Source organism: Streptomyces sp. NPDC021562 (assembly GCF_040640875.1).
Taxonomy (GTDB): domain Bacteria; phylum Actinomycetota; class Actinomycetes; order Streptomycetales; family Streptomycetaceae; genus Streptomyces.
Genome location: NZ_JBFACN010000012.1, coordinates 145,976 through 160,017 on the forward strand (window position 1 = coordinate 145,976; position 14,042 = coordinate 160,017).

Below are 14,042 nucleotides of genomic sequence, written 5' to 3' on the forward strand. Positions count from 1 at the left end.
ATGCGCAACGGTGTTCTTGGCCTGACCCGGCGGAACGACGCTGCTAGGACGTGACCCGGACGGTCTTGGCCAACTCGTCGGTCAGCTCGCACAGGGTGTCCGTGTGGGCCAGCGCCTGCCAGGAAGTCAGCAGGACCAGCCCCCACGTCTCGTCGGCCCTGATGCCGTACGCGCACGTCTCCAGCACCGTCCCCAGCCCGTCCCGGCCGACGTCCCGGACATACGCGTGCCGGACGCGCACCGCGGGCCCGGCGGGCAGGGTGCGCAGCTCCGCCTCGGGCGGCCGGTAGGAGTCGGCGGTGGGAGCGGCGAGGTGGCTCCGGAGGAGGTCGACGGTCACCTCGGGGTACGTGTCGTCGGCGACCAGCGCCGACAACTCGATCCGGGCGAGCTCACCGAGGCGCGGCTCGGGGACGTACGACAGCGCCGTGATCGGACCGCGCTCGCGGGAGTCGGCGGCGGCCTCGCGGAGTTCGGCGGCGAGGGCGTCGAGCAGCTTCGGCTCGTCGTCGTCCCGGCCGACGAGCCCCCGGGCCGTCTCCGCAGCCCACGCGCGCAGATCCACGGACGACCGCACGGGCAGCACGACGGCGTCCTCCGGCGAACGCAGACGAACGGTGGCGGCGGCGAACTCGGGCATCAGGCCATCCATTGCAGGGTGCGGGCGACGGAGTCGAACAGCGTGACCAGGGCCTCCACCAGCGGCTCCAGCGGCGGTGCCGTCGGCGTCGAGAAGGAGAGCAGCAGTCGCCGGTCGCTCTGCGGGACGGCGAGGTAGACGTCCAGGTGGGCGACGGCGAGCTTGTTGCCGTCCGGGTCGTCGGCCGCGGGTCGGCGGAGGTAGCGGTGGCGTACGGCGGGGCCGGCGGGGAGGTCGACGAGGGTGACGTCCTCGATGCCGGCGTCCTTGGTGTCGGCGCGGAGGGCGAGGGAGCGGGCGATGTCGCCGAGGTCGCCGGGTTCGGTGCCGGGCGACGGCCGCAGCACCGTCACGACCAGACCGGCGGAGACGGGGACCTGGCCGAGGACCTGGTTGACGACGTACATCTCCACGCCGCCGTTGGCCTGCGCGGCCTTGGCCTGCGCCCGCATCCGCTCCGCCAGCGCGGCCTCCAGCTGCGGGGTGGCCTGCGTCCGCCGCAGCCCCCGCTTGACCAGCTTGTCGATGCGGTGGGTCCAGCGCTCGGGGCTGTCCAGCACGATCCGCTCCCAGCCTTCGGGGACGGCCAGGCGGTAGTCGGAGGGGGGCGGGGCTGAGGCTGCCGCGACAGGGGATTCGGTGCGGTCCGTCATACGTCCGTTCCGCCCGCCCGGCGGTCCGGGCCGCCCTGTCGGCCGCGCCGCTCGTTCGACCGGCTCATCACGGCGGCGGTCAGGGGGGCGACGACGAGGACGGCGGCCGCACCGAGGCAGCCGTACCCGGCCGCGATCCCGCCGACGGCGGACTTGCCTCCGAGGACCGGCCGGTAGTGATCCGACGGGTCGATCACCGCACGTGTCCTGGCGCCGGCCATGGTCTCGTCCGTACACCACTTGTCGTTCTCGAACACCCGGCGGACAGCTCCGTCCGGGAGAGTGACGCGGCAGTACGTGACACGAACGCCGTGCGAAGCCTGCTCGTGCAGAGGCTTCGCGTAGGCGACCGTGGTCTCCTGCCCCCGCAGCTGCAGGTACCACTCGTCGGCGGCGTACGAGCCCACCCAGATCAGCGCGACATAGGTGACCGCGACGAGGCCGCAGGCCACAAGTCCTCCGAGGGACCTGCGCGTCCTGAACCCCGCCCAGGCCACGGCCACACCGCAGGCCGCACCGACGAGGAGCGCCGAGGAGCTGAGGACGTAGGTGGACAGCAGGCACAGCACCACGCCGATGACGGCGACCAGGAGCAGCCGTATCCACGGCCACACCGCTCTGCCCTCGTCGGTGCCCCGATCGCCGTCGAAATCCCACCGGCTGGAGGGGCTGGAGTGTTCCGCGAGGATGTGCTGCACGGCCGGCTCGCCGCCCTGCTCAAGGGCGATTTCGCGCAGGCGCGGCAGACCGAGCCCTTTCGCTTCGAGTTCGCGCTGTCGGCTTCTCGGGAGCCGGGCGAACTGCTCGTCGACGGTCCGACCGTCTCCAGGTGCCACTTTCCTCGTTCTCTCCTCGCCCTTGCGGGCCTCGCCATGATCCGGCAGCGGTGCCGGCGGACGCGTTCAGCCGCCGGAGACCTTCCAGTTCCAGTTGTAGAAGGGAATGCCGTTCGCCCCGAGGGGGGCGATGTGTTTGATGCCGTCGAACTGGTTGCGCTCGATGGAGGTCGGTTCCCAGCCCGCCGAGGGCGCCAGGTTCACGATGCCCGCGCCCAGCGGCAGCACCTGGCTCGCGGCGTACAGGCCACCGGCCGACCACGCCTTTCCCTTGAACACCGAGTCGGAGAGACCGCGCCACTTGGGCAGTTCCTTGGTGAGGATCGGGTCCTCGGCTCCTCGCTCGGCGACGGCCGTGCGGATGTCGCCGAAGTACGCCTTGAAGTTGACACACTCCTTGACGATCGACTTCATCCTGGGCAGGACGCTGTCCGGTCCCTTCGCCAGGGCTTCGGCGATCTTGCCCGCCTTGACCCCGGAGTTCGCCTGGGCGATCTCTCCGGCCAGCTTCTCGCCCACGCCCAGCCCGCGCAGGTTCAGGAACTCCCTGAGCGCCGACGACCCCCGGGCGGCCGTGGCCGCCTCTTTGAAGGTCGTCCCGAGGACCCGGCCGGCGCCGAAGGACAGCACGCCGACCACGTCGATGGCGACGTCCAGCCAGGTGCCCTTGCCGTCCAGCGCGGAGACGGTGTCGCAGACGAGAGCGACCACGGAGGCGATCAGAGCCAGCGCTCCCAGCACCTCACCGAGGATGGGGACCCAGCTCAGGCACAGGGCCAGCACGCAGAGCACTCCGGCGATCGCCCCCGCCCAGTGGCCGATGGTGGCGACCCAGTCCTTCCAGTCGTCCCACCAGTGATGCTTGGGATCCTTCAGCCCGTCGTGGTCGATGGCGTCCCGGATGGCCTTGGCGGCGTACCCGGCCTGCGTGTCCCGGTACTCGAGCGCGGCCCGCAGCTCCCGCTTCGCCGCGTCGAGTTCCCCGTCGGAGGCTTCCTTCTGCCGCTTCAGCTTCTGCTTGTCGGGATGGTTGTCGTCCCCGGACGGATGCTGATCGATCTGCTTCTGGTAGTTGCTGCTGTCGGCGTCGGCCGCGGCGGCCTTCTTCAGCGCGGCGCGCACCCTGTTCTGCGCGTGGTTGAGAGCGGTGGCCCAGCTCTCCCGCACGGTGTCGGCGATGGGCTCGTACGGCACGGAGGAACCGAGCGCCGCCCCCGCCGCCGCATACCGCTGGTGCGACTGGCTCAGCAGCTTGACGGTGTCCCCGGTCTTCGCGGCGAACGCCTTCCCGGCGTCCGAGTCCCACCCGTTCCCGTCGACAAGGTTGTTCAGCTTGCCGGCCTGTTCCTCGATCAACCTGGCGGTGTCGGAGATCCGCTTCCCGAGCCGGGCCACCTCGTACGGGTCGCCCGGTGTGAACTCCTTGTCGTCGTACCGGGCCGTCTGCCAGTCGACCCCGGAGAAGTCGTCGCTCACTTGTCCCCCGACTGCGCCTTGAGCAACGCGTCCGCGAGATGCTGATCGACCCCGTCGTAGGCCTTCGCCGCCTCACCCGCGGTCTTCCCGAGGAACTCCAGTCCGTCACAGAGCTGCTTGCGCTTCTTCTTCCAGTCGTCGGCGAAGTCACCGAGTGCATCGGCCACCTCGCCGGACCCGATCTCGGAACCGTACGAGTCGACGAGATCCTTCGCATGTTCAAAGGTGGACTTCAACTTCACGAGGGATCTACTGATCTCCCGCAACTCACTCGTGGACACCTTGACGTGATCCGCCACAACTACCCCCGTGAACACCTGCCTGCCGACCGCCCCGCGAGACGCAGAGGGCCAGGGTCACTCTCTGTCGAGGGTTTTCGGGCCTACAACCAATGGACCGCAAAGGGAGCACCAAGGAGGGGGACAGGGCCCAGCGCGATCCGCACCCGCTCACGCCACGCCCGCGCAACCTTCACCAAGCTCCCGCGAACGGCCCGGGACAGGGGAGCTCCACGCCACCACGCCGGGGCCGCCCCCGTCAGAGCTCCTAGAATGCGTCTCGATCACCACACTCACAGCGACGTTCGCGGTGGCGAAATCGGAGACCTCACGGATACCGTTTTCGCTTCTGCCGAACTTCATTCTCACGGGGGAGTCCACAGTGACGCGCCGCACCTTGCCCGTCGCCGCCGCGCTCGCCGCGACCGCAGCCCTGCTGCTGACGGCATGCGGAGGCGGGGACGACAGCTCCAAGGACAAGAACGACAAGATCGCGGGGGCTGGTACGGAAGCGTCGGCTTCCCCTTCCCCGTCCGCGTCCGCCTCGGTCGACAAGAACGCGCCGACATTCGCGTTTCCGTCGGACATCACCGTGACGGTGGACCGGCAGTCGACGGGAGACGCCACGAAAGACGCGATCCTGCGAGACGTGGCGTACTCGACTCAGGCCAATATCGAAGCTTTCGGCAAGGGGGATGGCAAGACCAGCAACATGAGCCGCTACTTCGGCGGGGCTGCCTTCACCTACTGGTCCCAGCGTGTTGCGACCCTCAAGAAGCAGGGCCTCACGCTCACGGGTCACTACCGGTACTACGACTTCGAGGTCACCGACGTCGCGAACGGCAAGACTGCGGCGGCCCGCTACTGCGAGGACCAGAGCAAGGCGTACGGCAAGGAAGTCAAGACGAACAAGGTTCTGCGTACCAAGCCGAGCAACAAGGACTTCGTCCTGTACACGCTTCAAGCAGCCCGGGACTCGGCCGGCGACTGGCAGGTCACACAGCAGAACTGGAAGAAGGGGGACGCGGCGTGCGTCCAGGGCTGAGGTTCGGCGCGGTTCGGGCCGGCGTCCGGACGGCCGTGGCCGCAGGCCTCCTCGTGGCGCTGGGAACTGGATTGCCGGCCTACGCCGGTGACCCCAAGACAGGTGATGACACGGGGACCGGCGGGCAACCGCCTGCCGACCCCAGCGGGAACTCAGGGGCCAACTCCGGCGACGATTCCGGTGGCACCTCCGGCAGCGGCACCATCGGCGCCCACATCCGCATCAACCAGAAGACCACCGGCTCGTCCACCTCCACGGCGACCGCAACTTTTTCGAACGCCAACTGGAAGCCTCCCGTCTGCTGGTACGAGCCGATGTACACGCCGGACGAGTACGAGGAGTTCATCAAGTCCTCGTACAAGGGCGCCCAGGAGCCGGCCGCGAGCTACGCCAAGGAACGTGCCGAAGAGGACTACCACAAGGGCGACAAAGGCCTCTGGTGGCAGGTGCAGTTCCGCAACGACAGCTACACCGACGCCTGTCCCGTGACCCCCGCCAACTGGGAGATCTGGGTCCCGCCCGCCCAGCCGAAGGCAGACCCCAACCAGCTGACGCCGGAGATCCTGTCCGGACTCGCCTACAACTCCACGAAGTTGCCGAAGCCACCCGTGGTCCTGAGTCCCAGCCCCGACCGGCTCAAGGTGAACCTCGATACGCGCGTGAAGCTGGACGGCGACTTCGACCGGGTCTGGACGACCGCCAGCATCAACTACAAGGGCGTCCAGATGGCCGCGACGACCGTCGCCACCCCCGTTGCCCTCGAAGTCGACGCGGGCACGGCGGACGCCGATCCGGAGACCTGCACGTACGACCTGGTGAAGGGCGACAAGGGCTACACGGTCGACAGCAAGGACGCGGCCTGCAACATCACCTACCGTCGCTCGTCCGGAACCGGCACGTACCCCTTCAAGGCGTCGATCACCTGGAAGGTGACGTGGACGGACTCGGCCGACCCGGACGGCCCCGCCCGGCAGCCGGCCCTTCCCGACGGTCTGTCCACGTACGAGCAGAACGTGTCCGTGAAGGAAATCCAGGCGGTCAACCGCTGACGAGACGTGAGCGGCCCACGGAGTCACGTCTCCGACCGCTCGGGGAGACCGGAATCCGACATGAGTGACCTACGCCTCGAAGACACGATCTTCCAGGACCTGAAGAAGACCTTCTCGTCGATCAGCGACCGGATGGAGGCAACCCGCCGCACCCTCCGCAGCGCGGACGCCTCGGCAGTCGGTGAGAAACAGCTCATCGAAGACGTCCAGGACTTCGCCGACGACTGGGGCTACGGCATCAAGCAGCTCGGCAAGCACACCCAGGGCGCCGTGAAGATGATCAACAAGATCGGCGAGAGCTTCGGCAAGCTCGACCTGGACCTGGCCGAGTCGCTCAAGGCTCCGCAGCAGAAGGGCAAGTGACGTGGCTGGGCAACGGCCTGCCTTCCCCCACATAGGGTGGGACCCCACACCCGGAAGCGTGGAGGACACCCGAGACCTCGCCAAGCAGCTCGGCAAGCTGGCCGGCGAGCTGGGTACGGCACTGAGCGAGCTGGAACGCATCGAGACCGGTGCCTGGAAAGGCAAGACCGCGATCGCCTTCCGCGAGTACGTCGGCCAGGACGTCACCCCGCTCATCCGCAAGAGCCACGAGTCCTTCGACAAGGCCTCGCGTGCCCTGCACCGCTGGGCAGGCGACCTCCAGGACTTCCAGGACCGCGCGGACCGGCTGGAGAAGAGCGCCGGGGAAAAACTCGATGCCGAGTCGCAGGCCAAAGCAAAGGCCGGCAGCAATGGCAGCACGGATCTCGCGAAAGCCTCCAGCGCGGTGGACGGAGTCATCCAGAAGGTCCACGAGCTGGAGGCGGACTACCGTGCGGCCGCCCGTCAGGTCAGCAAGGAACTCGACAAGGCCGCCGACATCGCGCCGGACGAGCCCGGCTTCTGGGACAAACTCGGCAAGGGTATCGAGGGTGCCTGGGACGCCACCGGCGACTGGATCAAGGATCACGCGGACGTCTTCAAAGCGATCGGCGACCTTCTCAGCCTGGCCAGCGGTGTACTGGGACTCCTCGCCATCATCACCGCCCCCTTCGAACCCATAGGCGCCATCTTCGCCGCCGCAGCGATGATTACGAGTGGCGCAGCCCTCCTGACCCATCTGGTCGCCAAAGCAGCCGGCGCGGACGTCAGTTGGACTGATATCGGATTCGACGCCCTCGGCGTCCTGCCGGGCGTCAAGGGGCTCACGGGCAGCGCAGAACTCGCGAAGGGCGCAAACGCGGCCGCACGGGCCGCAGAGCTCGGCGAGGGCTACCGCGGCGTAACCAGCGTCGGGAAGGCATTTGTTCTCTTCGGTCCCATCAAAGCGGTGCCCATGGTGAAGCTGGGTGAAGGCGGCAGCCGACTGACCTTGGCGGTCGAAAGCGGATTGCAGAATATTCGCAAGGGTCAGTTTCTCGGCACGCAGGGCATCAACTTGGTGTCGGGTTTGAAGTTCATCAAGGGGGCCGACGCAATCGCCCCCATCGGCAGAGCGGGCCGTATCATCGATGGTTCGATCAAGGGCGCCCTCGACGCCTACAAGGTGCATACCATCGCAACAAATGACTTTGGGGGCTGAGCGCCGTTCATGAACACCCCTGAGACACTCCAGGATCTGACCATCGAGGGCGCCGTGCTGCCCCCGATGGCCTTCCGGCTACCCGACGGTATGCACGCGATCGAGGTTTCACTCGATGCTGACGAGCGGGCACAGGCGGCCCAGCAACTCGTCCGCGAGATCTATCCACGTGGTGAAGTACCCCTGTGGGAAACCATGGGTGCGCTGTACAGCGCCATGGCCGATCAGATGCTCGCGAGCGGGGTCGGTTTCTTCGGTATCGGACTCTACGGGCTGGAGGACGACAGAGGCGTAGCACACTGCTCGCTCACCATCGCGGCCTTCGAGTCCGGTGAGACGGATCAGGAAGTCGTCGCGCAGGGCATCAAGGCACTCTTGCTCCGGGACCCCTTGCGCGAGGTGACCTGGCTGGATCTCCCGTGCGGGCCGGCGGTCTGCGGAGTCAGCTTCCAGAAACTTGTCGTGGACGGCGGATACACGAAGTCCGGCCAGGACGAGGAACTCATCATGGGACAAATCCAGGTACACATCCCGTTCGCAACCGGTCCGTACACCGCTGTGTTTACCCTGGACACGGCTTCAGTGGAACAGTGGGATGAGTTCGCACACGCCGTCGCGGGAATCGTCGGCTCGGTGGAATTCCCGCCCTCGACCGCTCCTGCCGGTCTTCCCGACTGACCGAGTTGTGTTCCTCCGTGGAGAGATGACGTACTGATGGACTGGTATCCCGAAGCCGACGAGGATCTGCTGATCAGGACCGCGGCCACATTCGCCACCGGCATCTCACCGGCTGTCTCCGGATGCCGCTGGTTCAGGGATCTCGATCGCAACGACATTCAGCAGGAACTGCGGGACTGGCCTGCGGGTCCGAGCTACACCATGCGTACGACTGGCGACCGTGTCGCGCAACGCACCGGCCGCGCCTTCGCCGTCGGGATTCCACTGATCGCCAATCTCATCGCGAACCTCGGTGGAGCCGCCGGCTCGCCCTTCGGCGATGTACCCGTGCGCGGAAGGCCGGAGGAACCGGAGAACGAGGTCGAGGACTTTCCCGTCATGTGGGCCGCGCCCGACACTCTGGCGCGGACCGTGCCCTGGCAACTGGATCCAGCGCGCCGCCCCAAGGGCTATGCCACCGACCTCGCCCTGACGAGTCGGCGTCTGCTCTTTCTCGGTACCCGAACAGGCACATTGGACAAAGCCGACGTGCTCGCGGAATTCCCTCGCGATTCTCTCGCCGGAGCAAGGCGGATGACATACAGCGAGGCCGAAGCGGACGTACGGCTCAGCTTCGTGGACCAGTCCTGGATCCGCCTGTTCACGGGCAATCCCGACAGCGCCGAGCGGCTGTGCCAGCTACTCTCGGGAGCCGTCCGCACCGTCACCGAAAGCGAGTTGTCCCCAGGCCAGCGTGCCCGGCTGACGCGATTCCTCGGCGAGCTCCCCAGCCGTTCCCAGCCCCCGGTCATCACCCGGCTCCGGAGCGGGATCGTCATGGTGGAGGTGAGTGTGCCCTCGAAGGCAGCCAAGGACGTTCACGAGACCCACTCCATCCTCATGGGTCCCTCCGGGGAAGCAGCGGCGCCGAAGCCGGGCGATCTGTAACGCGGTAGCATCCGAGGGGAGTTCACTGTGAAGCGCCGTACTTTGCCCGTCAATGCCGCACTGGTGGCAACGGCAGCACTGCTGTTGACCGGCTGCGGCAACGGGAACGACAAGGCCAGCGACAACGACAAGATCGCCGGCCCCGGTCTCTTCCGCACATGAGCAGAAAGACCCTGGCCGAGCGAGTACGGGACCGTCTCGACGTTCCTGCGGACGCTGCCGCCTGGTGCAGGATCGGGAAGATCCCGACACCTCCGGAGGACGTGCACCGGGCGGCAGGTGGCGGACCGCTACGGCCCGCCGTCATACGCCCGCTGGGCGCGCTCGGCATACTGCTCGGCGGCCTCTTCTACCCTCTGCTGATGCTTCTCATCTTCCTGTCGGTACTTGAGGAGAGGATGGAGCGGCTGCTGGGCCCGGAGTCGGAGCGAGCCAGGGCACGGGGCAAGGACCGCGAGGCCAAGGAGGGAAAGGCAGCCCTCCAGGCTCACGGCCTCGACCAGATCTTCGACGGCGACTGGACCGGGTCGGCCGGCCAGTTCCTGCTCTCCTGGTACAGCCATTCTCCGCACCACAACCGAGTCCTCGTCCTGGCCCAGGGCCGCATCGTCCTGATGGCCCCGCCCAAGCGCGTGTCCGTCCGGCAGGAAGCGCGGTTGCGTGTCGTCGCCGAACTCCCGACCGCAGAGGCAGTGGTGGAGGATCCCCTTGCCGGATCGCATGCGACTGATCGACTGCGCATCCGGTTCAGCGACGGTTCATGGCTCGTGGTCATCACCGAGGAGACCCGTAGCGACGTGCACATGCACGTGACGCGACGGCCTCGGCCAGGCAGCCGACGACGCGCATCCGCTGACTAGGCCACCGAACCCTGCCGTAGGCCCGTTGCAGCACAGGATGCTTCGTGGGCGCGGACGACCGCCGGGCAGTCCGCCGTCGGTTCCGTACACGGAAGAAGAACGGCGCGAGGCTGACCGACTGGTCGTGGACGCCGAACTGACCCAGAACCTGAGGCTCGGGAGGTGCGTCTCACACCCACCGCAGCGAGTGGGCCATGGCCTCACACAGTTCGCCCATGGGCCCCTCGGTGCCGCTCAGCGGCAGGGCGAAGGCAAGTTGGAGGTAGCCCACACCAGCGGGCATGCGGACGTGGAAGTTCAGATTCGTTGCCCTGTGAACGCGGACCGCCCGGCCCGCGGGCAACACGACCGCCTCCACGCCGGCTTCCCCCTCGGGCCGTCGGGACAGCACCTGGGCCAAGTCGTCAACCGTCGGCGCCAGCCCGGGCGGCGTAGGTGCCATGGAGATCAGCAAGGAAGCGGGAAGCGCCGAGCCGCCGGGCGCCTCGGTCTTGAGAAAGAACTCCAACGCCCCGTTGTTGATCGCGTGTTCGGCAGTATTCCGCAGGCTTGTCCAGACACTGCGGGAGACCTCCGCCGATGTACCTCCGATCGCCGCCTCCTTGTCCACGAAAGTCTTCAGCTGGTGGCGCCACCGCTCCCGGGTGAGGTCGACCCGGAACCAGTCACGTGGTACGAGGAGCCTGTAGTCCGACGGTGGTGTCTCGGTCGGAGTCACTCCCCGGCCTCGGAAGTGATCAGACGTGAGCCGTCGGCCCTGAAGAGCCGCAGACTGCTGACGGTGTTTCCGAACATGGTGGAGAAGACCTCCCATCCGGCCATTGTGGGGGTCTGCATCTCCATGATGACCATGCTGTCGTTCGGAAGCGGGACGTAGACACGGATGTACCAGGTCGGGAAGTCGGTGGGCTCTCCCTCATCGGTCAGTTGGCCGGTGAGTGTCGTGTTCCTGGTGCCGATGCACGTCACGGCCCGGCCACAGGGCAGTTCGACCTCTGTCACCTCGTCCGTCCCTGTCCGACGGAGTCCTGAGGCGATTGCCTTGGTCGCGCCCCTGACGCCACCAGGCGCTTCCGGGCTGTCGGTGAGGGAGACGAAAACCGTGGCCGTGCACAATGCCTCGTCGACCGCGGTCACACAGATGCTCGCGTAGTCCACGGTGGCAGCCATGAGGTCACCTGTGGACAGCGCGCAGATCACCGCGAGCCGTGTCCGGTCCTCTTCGCTCGCCCCCGGAAGCGCCTTGTCCGCGAGTTCTTCCAAGAGCCGTACAGCCTCGTCCTCATCCGTTTCCTGAACGGGGAGGTCGTGGAAAATCTCGGGCATCACCCAGCGAACGTTGATGTCGTCCGCGTGGATCGCCGGCGAAACGGCGTGGGTCGGTACGAACTCGGGCAGTTCGGTGTCGGTGGTCACGCGGGCCGTTCCTGATCGGGGATGGAGCGTTCGGCTGCCTCGGGGAAGAACTTCCGCGACGACGCGTACATCCCGTAGTAGGGGTAAAGAGACGGGATGTCGGCTCCTCCCCGGCGGGCGATACCGACGATCTTGCGGTAGAGGCGGACCCGGCAACGCATGTTGCGCACCGTGTGGTCACGGAGATCAGGCAGGCGGAGCAGGAAGAGTCCGACCGAAAAGGCGATCAGCAGCAATGCGTCAACGGCGATGAAAGCAATCTGGAAAGAACGGGATTTCTCAGAGGCCACCAGGTCCCAGAACGGCCAGGCACCGAACCCCAGAACAAGGATCGGGATCGCGAGGAGGCATCCGAGAACGCTGCCTCTCTCCGTGTCCTCACGTCTCTGGAAAAGCAACCAGTGCACGGCCCGGTCGTCGAGGAAGTCGAACCGCACCTCCCGGCCGTACTGCTCGGCAGCGGCCCTGGCCGCGGGAACCGCGGCGATGACCGTCGACGGAATCATCTCCCGAACAGTCCCCGAGTCGTCGACGAATGTCGCGGAGTCAAGCGCGTTGTAGTCACCCACGAGTCGGTTCTCCTCATCCAACGGGTGCCAAGGCGGCATGGAACGACGTCGAAGTGGGGCTTGGCTGCGCGGCCTTCGGCATGGACGGCGGTGCACTGCTGGAGGGTCTGGGCGTCGGCCCCGGGCTGGGACTGGGCTGGGGCTGCTTCCCGCTGGGCGGGGTGGCCTGGTCGTCGCCCTCGCCGCCAAACGCCGCGATGCCGAGCTGGACGCCAAGGTTGCCCACCGCACCACCCTTGATGAATCGGGTGAGCACCTCCGGTTCGAAACCGGCCTCCGGAAGGAGGTTGATGCCCCTCTTCGAAAGAATCTTGGAGGCCATCGTCACGCCCTTGTTGATGTTCTTCACGGCGAAGCCGTTGGTGAAGGCCGTCCAGATCCCTTCCCTGGCGGCCAGCAGACGCAGCCCCTTGGCCGCCTTGAGGCCCTTGAGCGCACCGAGGCCGGGGAAGATGCCAAGGGCATCCATACCGATGGCCAGATAATCGATCTTCCCGCCACGTGCGAAAACGTCGTAGAGACGCGCCGTCAGGGCGGTGGCACTCAGTGCGGACGCCATGGCGATGAGCAGGACGGCCAGGGTGCCACCCGACAGGACGACTGCCGCGAGCAGGGCCAGAGCGCCCACGATCGTGGCTGCTGTGGAGATCCAGTCCGCATGGTCGGCAAGCCAGTTCATGATCCCGCCGGGGTCGTGAACCTTGTCGTGCCAGATGACGTTCTTGATTCTTCTGGAAGCCCGGCTGGCGGCCTCGTTGCGTATGACAGTCGCCTGCATGATCTTCTTCGCGGCCTGGGTCATGAGCTCCGAAGCATCGTCCTGCTTCTTCTGCTGCTTACTGTGTTCCACCGCGTCATCGCCGGTGAGCACCTTTCCCCTGTTGGGGTCCAGGATCTTCCCGGCGGCCTTGTAGTCGGCCTCGTGCTCCCGGTACTCCTGCAGTCCCCGGTCGGCCAGGCGCTGGGCCCGGTGCAGTTCACTGGCGTAATCGTCCGACTCGCCGTCGTCTTCGCGAACCTTGGTACCGACCGCGCTCGCCGCCGCGTCATAGCGGTCGTACACCTGCTTCAGCCGCCCGGCGGTGTCACCGGCGATCTCGTGGAAGGCTCGGCCGGCGTCGCTGTCCCACTCCTCGACCGACGCCAGCGCCCGAATGTTGCGCGCCTGTTTGTCGATCTCGTCAGCCATACCCCGGAGCTTCTTACCGAGCTTCGCGATCTCGTACGGGTCACCGGGTACCGGATCGGAGTCGTACAGCGGCGACCAGTCCTTCGGACGGGCTGTCACGACTGCTTCTCCTTCTTCCCGCCGCTCTTCTTGGCGCCGCGGAGGGCTTCCGCAAGCTTGTGGTCGATGTCCTCGTAAGCCTTGGCCGCCTCGGCGGTGTACTTGGCGAGGCTTTCGATGTCCTTCATGAGTTTCTTGCGACTCTTCTTCCAGTTGTCGGAGAAGTCGTCGAAGGCGTCACGCAGGTTTCCGACGCCGAGTTCGTCACCGTAGTCCTCTGCGGGGTTGCCGTGCTCCTTGAACTCCTGGTGGATCCGGTAGAGAGAGTTCGAGCACTCCTTGATCAGGTCAAGGTCGTATCGCGTCCTGTCCGCCACTGGCCCAGACTTCCTGCCTACTCGGTCACCCAGGAAAGCTGACGCTCCCCACAAGCCGACAAAAATGCGAGTGTGATGGGGTGCAGAGGCACCCCATCACACTCAAGTCCCACGTCAGAGACGGACTTTACTAACCCTTGGCCTGCTTAGCCAGCTGGTCGTCCAGCTGCTCGTACGCTTCCTTCGCCTTCTTCAGGAAGTCCGAGAGGCCGTGCAGGCCCTGGATCGTCTTGGTCGCGCCCTTGGTGAAGTCCTTCATGGAGTCGTCGTACGCTCCCGAGGCCTTCTGGGTGGTGAAGCCGTTCTCCACCAGGGCGCTGACCCGCTTCTCCACGTTCTTGATCTTGTCCTCAAGCTCGTGCATGTCCTTGATCAGGTCGCCCGCGACCTTCTCCATCTCGGCATAAGTGAGATCCGTGTCCTTACCGGCCATGACGGCCCCCTCC

The 14,042-nt window shown here is 66.6% G+C and carries 19 protein-coding genes; 8 read left to right on the plus strand and 11 right to left on the minus strand.

Annotated features, from left to right (window positions below; translation table 11 throughout):
* Window positions 1-43 precede the first annotated feature (43 nt).
* The 5 genes from AB0G52_RS20390 to AB0G52_RS20410 all read right to left on the minus strand — a co-directional run bounded on the left by AB0G52_RS20390 (window position 44) and on the right by AB0G52_RS20410 (window position 3,922).
* Window positions 44-640: a hypothetical protein gene (locus AB0G52_RS20390; RefSeq protein WP_361337666.1), complete on the minus strand. Its 597-nt coding sequence runs from the start codon at window positions 638-640 to the stop codon at window positions 44-46.
* Complete coding sequence (locus AB0G52_RS20395; RefSeq protein ID WP_361337668.1) at window positions 640-1,293, minus strand: hypothetical protein; 654 nt, start codon at window positions 1,291-1,293, stop codon at window positions 640-642. The genes AB0G52_RS20390 and AB0G52_RS20395 overlap by 1 nt, the downstream gene beginning before the upstream one ends.
* On the minus strand, window positions 1,290-2,129 hold the full coding sequence (locus tag AB0G52_RS20400; RefSeq protein ID WP_361337670.1) for a hypothetical protein: 840 nt from the start codon (window positions 2,127-2,129) through the stop codon (window positions 1,290-1,292). The genes AB0G52_RS20395 and AB0G52_RS20400 overlap by 4 nt, the downstream gene beginning before the upstream one ends.
* A 66-nt stretch (window positions 2,130-2,195) precedes the next feature.
* On the minus strand, window positions 2,196-3,605 hold the full coding sequence (locus AB0G52_RS20405; protein WP_361337672.1) for a hypothetical protein: 1,410 nt from the start codon (window positions 3,603-3,605) through the stop codon (window positions 2,196-2,198).
* Complete coding sequence (locus tag AB0G52_RS20410) at window positions 3,602-3,922, minus strand: type VII secretion target (protein WP_361337674.1); 321 nt, start codon at window positions 3,920-3,922, stop codon at window positions 3,602-3,604. Before AB0G52_RS20410 ends, AB0G52_RS20405 begins: the two co-directional genes overlap by 4 nt.
* A gap of 343 nt (window positions 3,923-4,265) precedes the next feature.
* On the opposite strand from AB0G52_RS20410, the gene AB0G52_RS20415 reads away from it, so the two are divergent.
* The 8 genes from AB0G52_RS20415 to AB0G52_RS20450 are packed head-to-tail and all read left to right on the plus strand — an operon-like array spanning window position 4,266 to window position 10,006.
* Entirely contained in the window at window positions 4,266-4,928 is a 663-nt protein-coding gene (locus tag AB0G52_RS20415) for a hypothetical protein (protein ID WP_132890308.1), read from the plus strand.
* Window positions 4,913-5,977, plus strand: a complete 1,065-nt coding sequence (locus tag AB0G52_RS20420; RefSeq protein WP_361337676.1) for a hypothetical protein — start codon at window positions 4,913-4,915, stop codon at window positions 5,975-5,977. The genes AB0G52_RS20415 and AB0G52_RS20420 overlap by 16 nt, the downstream gene beginning before the upstream one ends.
* A 60-nt stretch (window positions 5,978-6,037) precedes the next feature.
* Complete coding sequence (locus AB0G52_RS20425; RefSeq protein ID WP_132890310.1) at window positions 6,038-6,340, plus strand: hypothetical protein; 303 nt, start codon at window positions 6,038-6,040, stop codon at window positions 6,338-6,340.
* A gap of 58 nt (window positions 6,341-6,398) precedes the next feature.
* A complete protein-coding gene (locus AB0G52_RS20430; RefSeq protein ID WP_361337678.1) occupies window positions 6,399-7,541 on the plus strand; it encodes an enoyl-CoA hydratase/isomerase family protein in 1,143 nt (380 codons plus the stop codon).
* Between the two features lie 9 nt (window positions 7,542-7,550).
* On the plus strand, window positions 7,551-8,219 hold the full coding sequence (locus AB0G52_RS20435) for a hypothetical protein (protein ID WP_132890312.1): 669 nt from the start codon (window positions 7,551-7,553) through the stop codon (window positions 8,217-8,219).
* A 36-nt stretch (window positions 8,220-8,255) separates the two neighbouring features.
* Complete coding sequence (locus AB0G52_RS20440) at window positions 8,256-9,146, plus strand: hypothetical protein (RefSeq protein ID WP_132890313.1); 891 nt, start codon at window positions 8,256-8,258, stop codon at window positions 9,144-9,146.
* A 27-nt stretch (window positions 9,147-9,173) separates the two neighbouring features.
* On the plus strand, window positions 9,174-9,308 hold the full coding sequence (locus tag AB0G52_RS20445) for a hypothetical protein (RefSeq protein WP_361337680.1): 135 nt from the start codon (window positions 9,174-9,176) through the stop codon (window positions 9,306-9,308).
* A complete protein-coding gene (locus tag AB0G52_RS20450) occupies window positions 9,305-10,006 on the plus strand; it encodes a hypothetical protein (RefSeq protein WP_361337682.1) in 702 nt (233 codons plus the stop codon). The genes AB0G52_RS20445 and AB0G52_RS20450 overlap by 4 nt, the downstream gene beginning before the upstream one ends.
* 169 nt (window positions 10,007-10,175) lie before the next feature.
* On the opposite strand, the gene AB0G52_RS20455 is transcribed toward AB0G52_RS20450, so the two are convergent.
* From AB0G52_RS20455 to AB0G52_RS20480, 6 genes are all read right to left on the minus strand, one after another.
* Complete coding sequence (locus AB0G52_RS20455) at window positions 10,176-10,616, minus strand: hypothetical protein (RefSeq protein WP_361337684.1); 441 nt, start codon at window positions 10,614-10,616, stop codon at window positions 10,176-10,178.
* A gap of 104 nt (window positions 10,617-10,720) precedes the next feature.
* Entirely contained in the window at window positions 10,721-11,422 is a 702-nt protein-coding gene (locus tag AB0G52_RS20460) for a hypothetical protein (RefSeq protein ID WP_132890315.1), read from the minus strand.
* Window positions 11,419-11,991, minus strand: a complete 573-nt coding sequence (locus AB0G52_RS20465; protein ID WP_132890316.1) for a hypothetical protein — start codon at window positions 11,989-11,991, stop codon at window positions 11,419-11,421. Before AB0G52_RS20465 ends, AB0G52_RS20460 begins: the two co-directional genes overlap by 4 nt.
* Before the next feature lie 13 nt (window positions 11,992-12,004).
* Window positions 12,005-13,279, minus strand: coding sequence for a putative T7SS-secreted protein (locus AB0G52_RS20470; protein WP_361337686.1), 1,275 nt, complete (start codon window positions 13,277-13,279; stop codon window positions 12,005-12,007).
* The gene (locus AB0G52_RS20475) at window positions 13,276-13,596 is read right to left on the minus strand and encodes a hypothetical protein (protein WP_132890318.1); all 321 of its coding nucleotides are present in this window, start codon (window positions 13,594-13,596) and stop codon (window positions 13,276-13,278) included. Before AB0G52_RS20475 ends, AB0G52_RS20470 begins: the two co-directional genes overlap by 4 nt.
* A gap of 130 nt (window positions 13,597-13,726) precedes the next feature.
* Window positions 13,727-14,029 carry a WXG100 family type VII secretion target gene (locus tag AB0G52_RS20480; protein WP_132890319.1) on the minus strand — a complete coding sequence of 101 codons (303 nt, stop codon included), beginning with the start codon at window positions 14,027-14,029 and terminating at the stop codon, window positions 13,727-13,729.
* Window positions 14,030-14,042 lie beyond the last annotated feature (13 nt).

Excerpts from the sequence above, each read along its gene's own strand:
- AB0G52_RS20440 (WP_132890313.1), top strand. The coding sequence starts at position 8,256 with ATGGACTGGTATCCCGAAGCCGACGAGGATCTGCTGATCAGGACCGCG.
- AB0G52_RS20480 (WP_132890319.1), bottom strand. The coding sequence starts at position 14,029 with ATGGCCGGTAAGGACACGGATCTCACTTATGCCGAGATGGAGAAGGTC.
- AB0G52_RS20395 (WP_361337668.1), bottom strand. The coding sequence starts at position 1,293 with ATGACGGACCGCACCGAATCCCCTGTCGCGGCAGCCTCAGCCCCGCCC.
- AB0G52_RS20450 (WP_361337682.1), top strand. The coding sequence starts at position 9,305 with ATGAGCAGAAAGACCCTGGCCGAGCGAGTACGGGACCGTCTCGACGTT.
- AB0G52_RS20425 (WP_132890310.1), top strand. The coding sequence starts at position 6,038 with ATGAGTGACCTACGCCTCGAAGACACGATCTTCCAGGACCTGAAGAAG.
- AB0G52_RS20390 (WP_361337666.1), bottom strand. The coding sequence starts at position 640 with ATGCCCGAGTTCGCCGCCGCCACCGTTCGTCTGCGTTCGCCGGAGGAC.
- AB0G52_RS20435 (WP_132890312.1), top strand. The coding sequence starts at position 7,551 with ATGAACACCCCTGAGACACTCCAGGATCTGACCATCGAGGGCGCCGTG.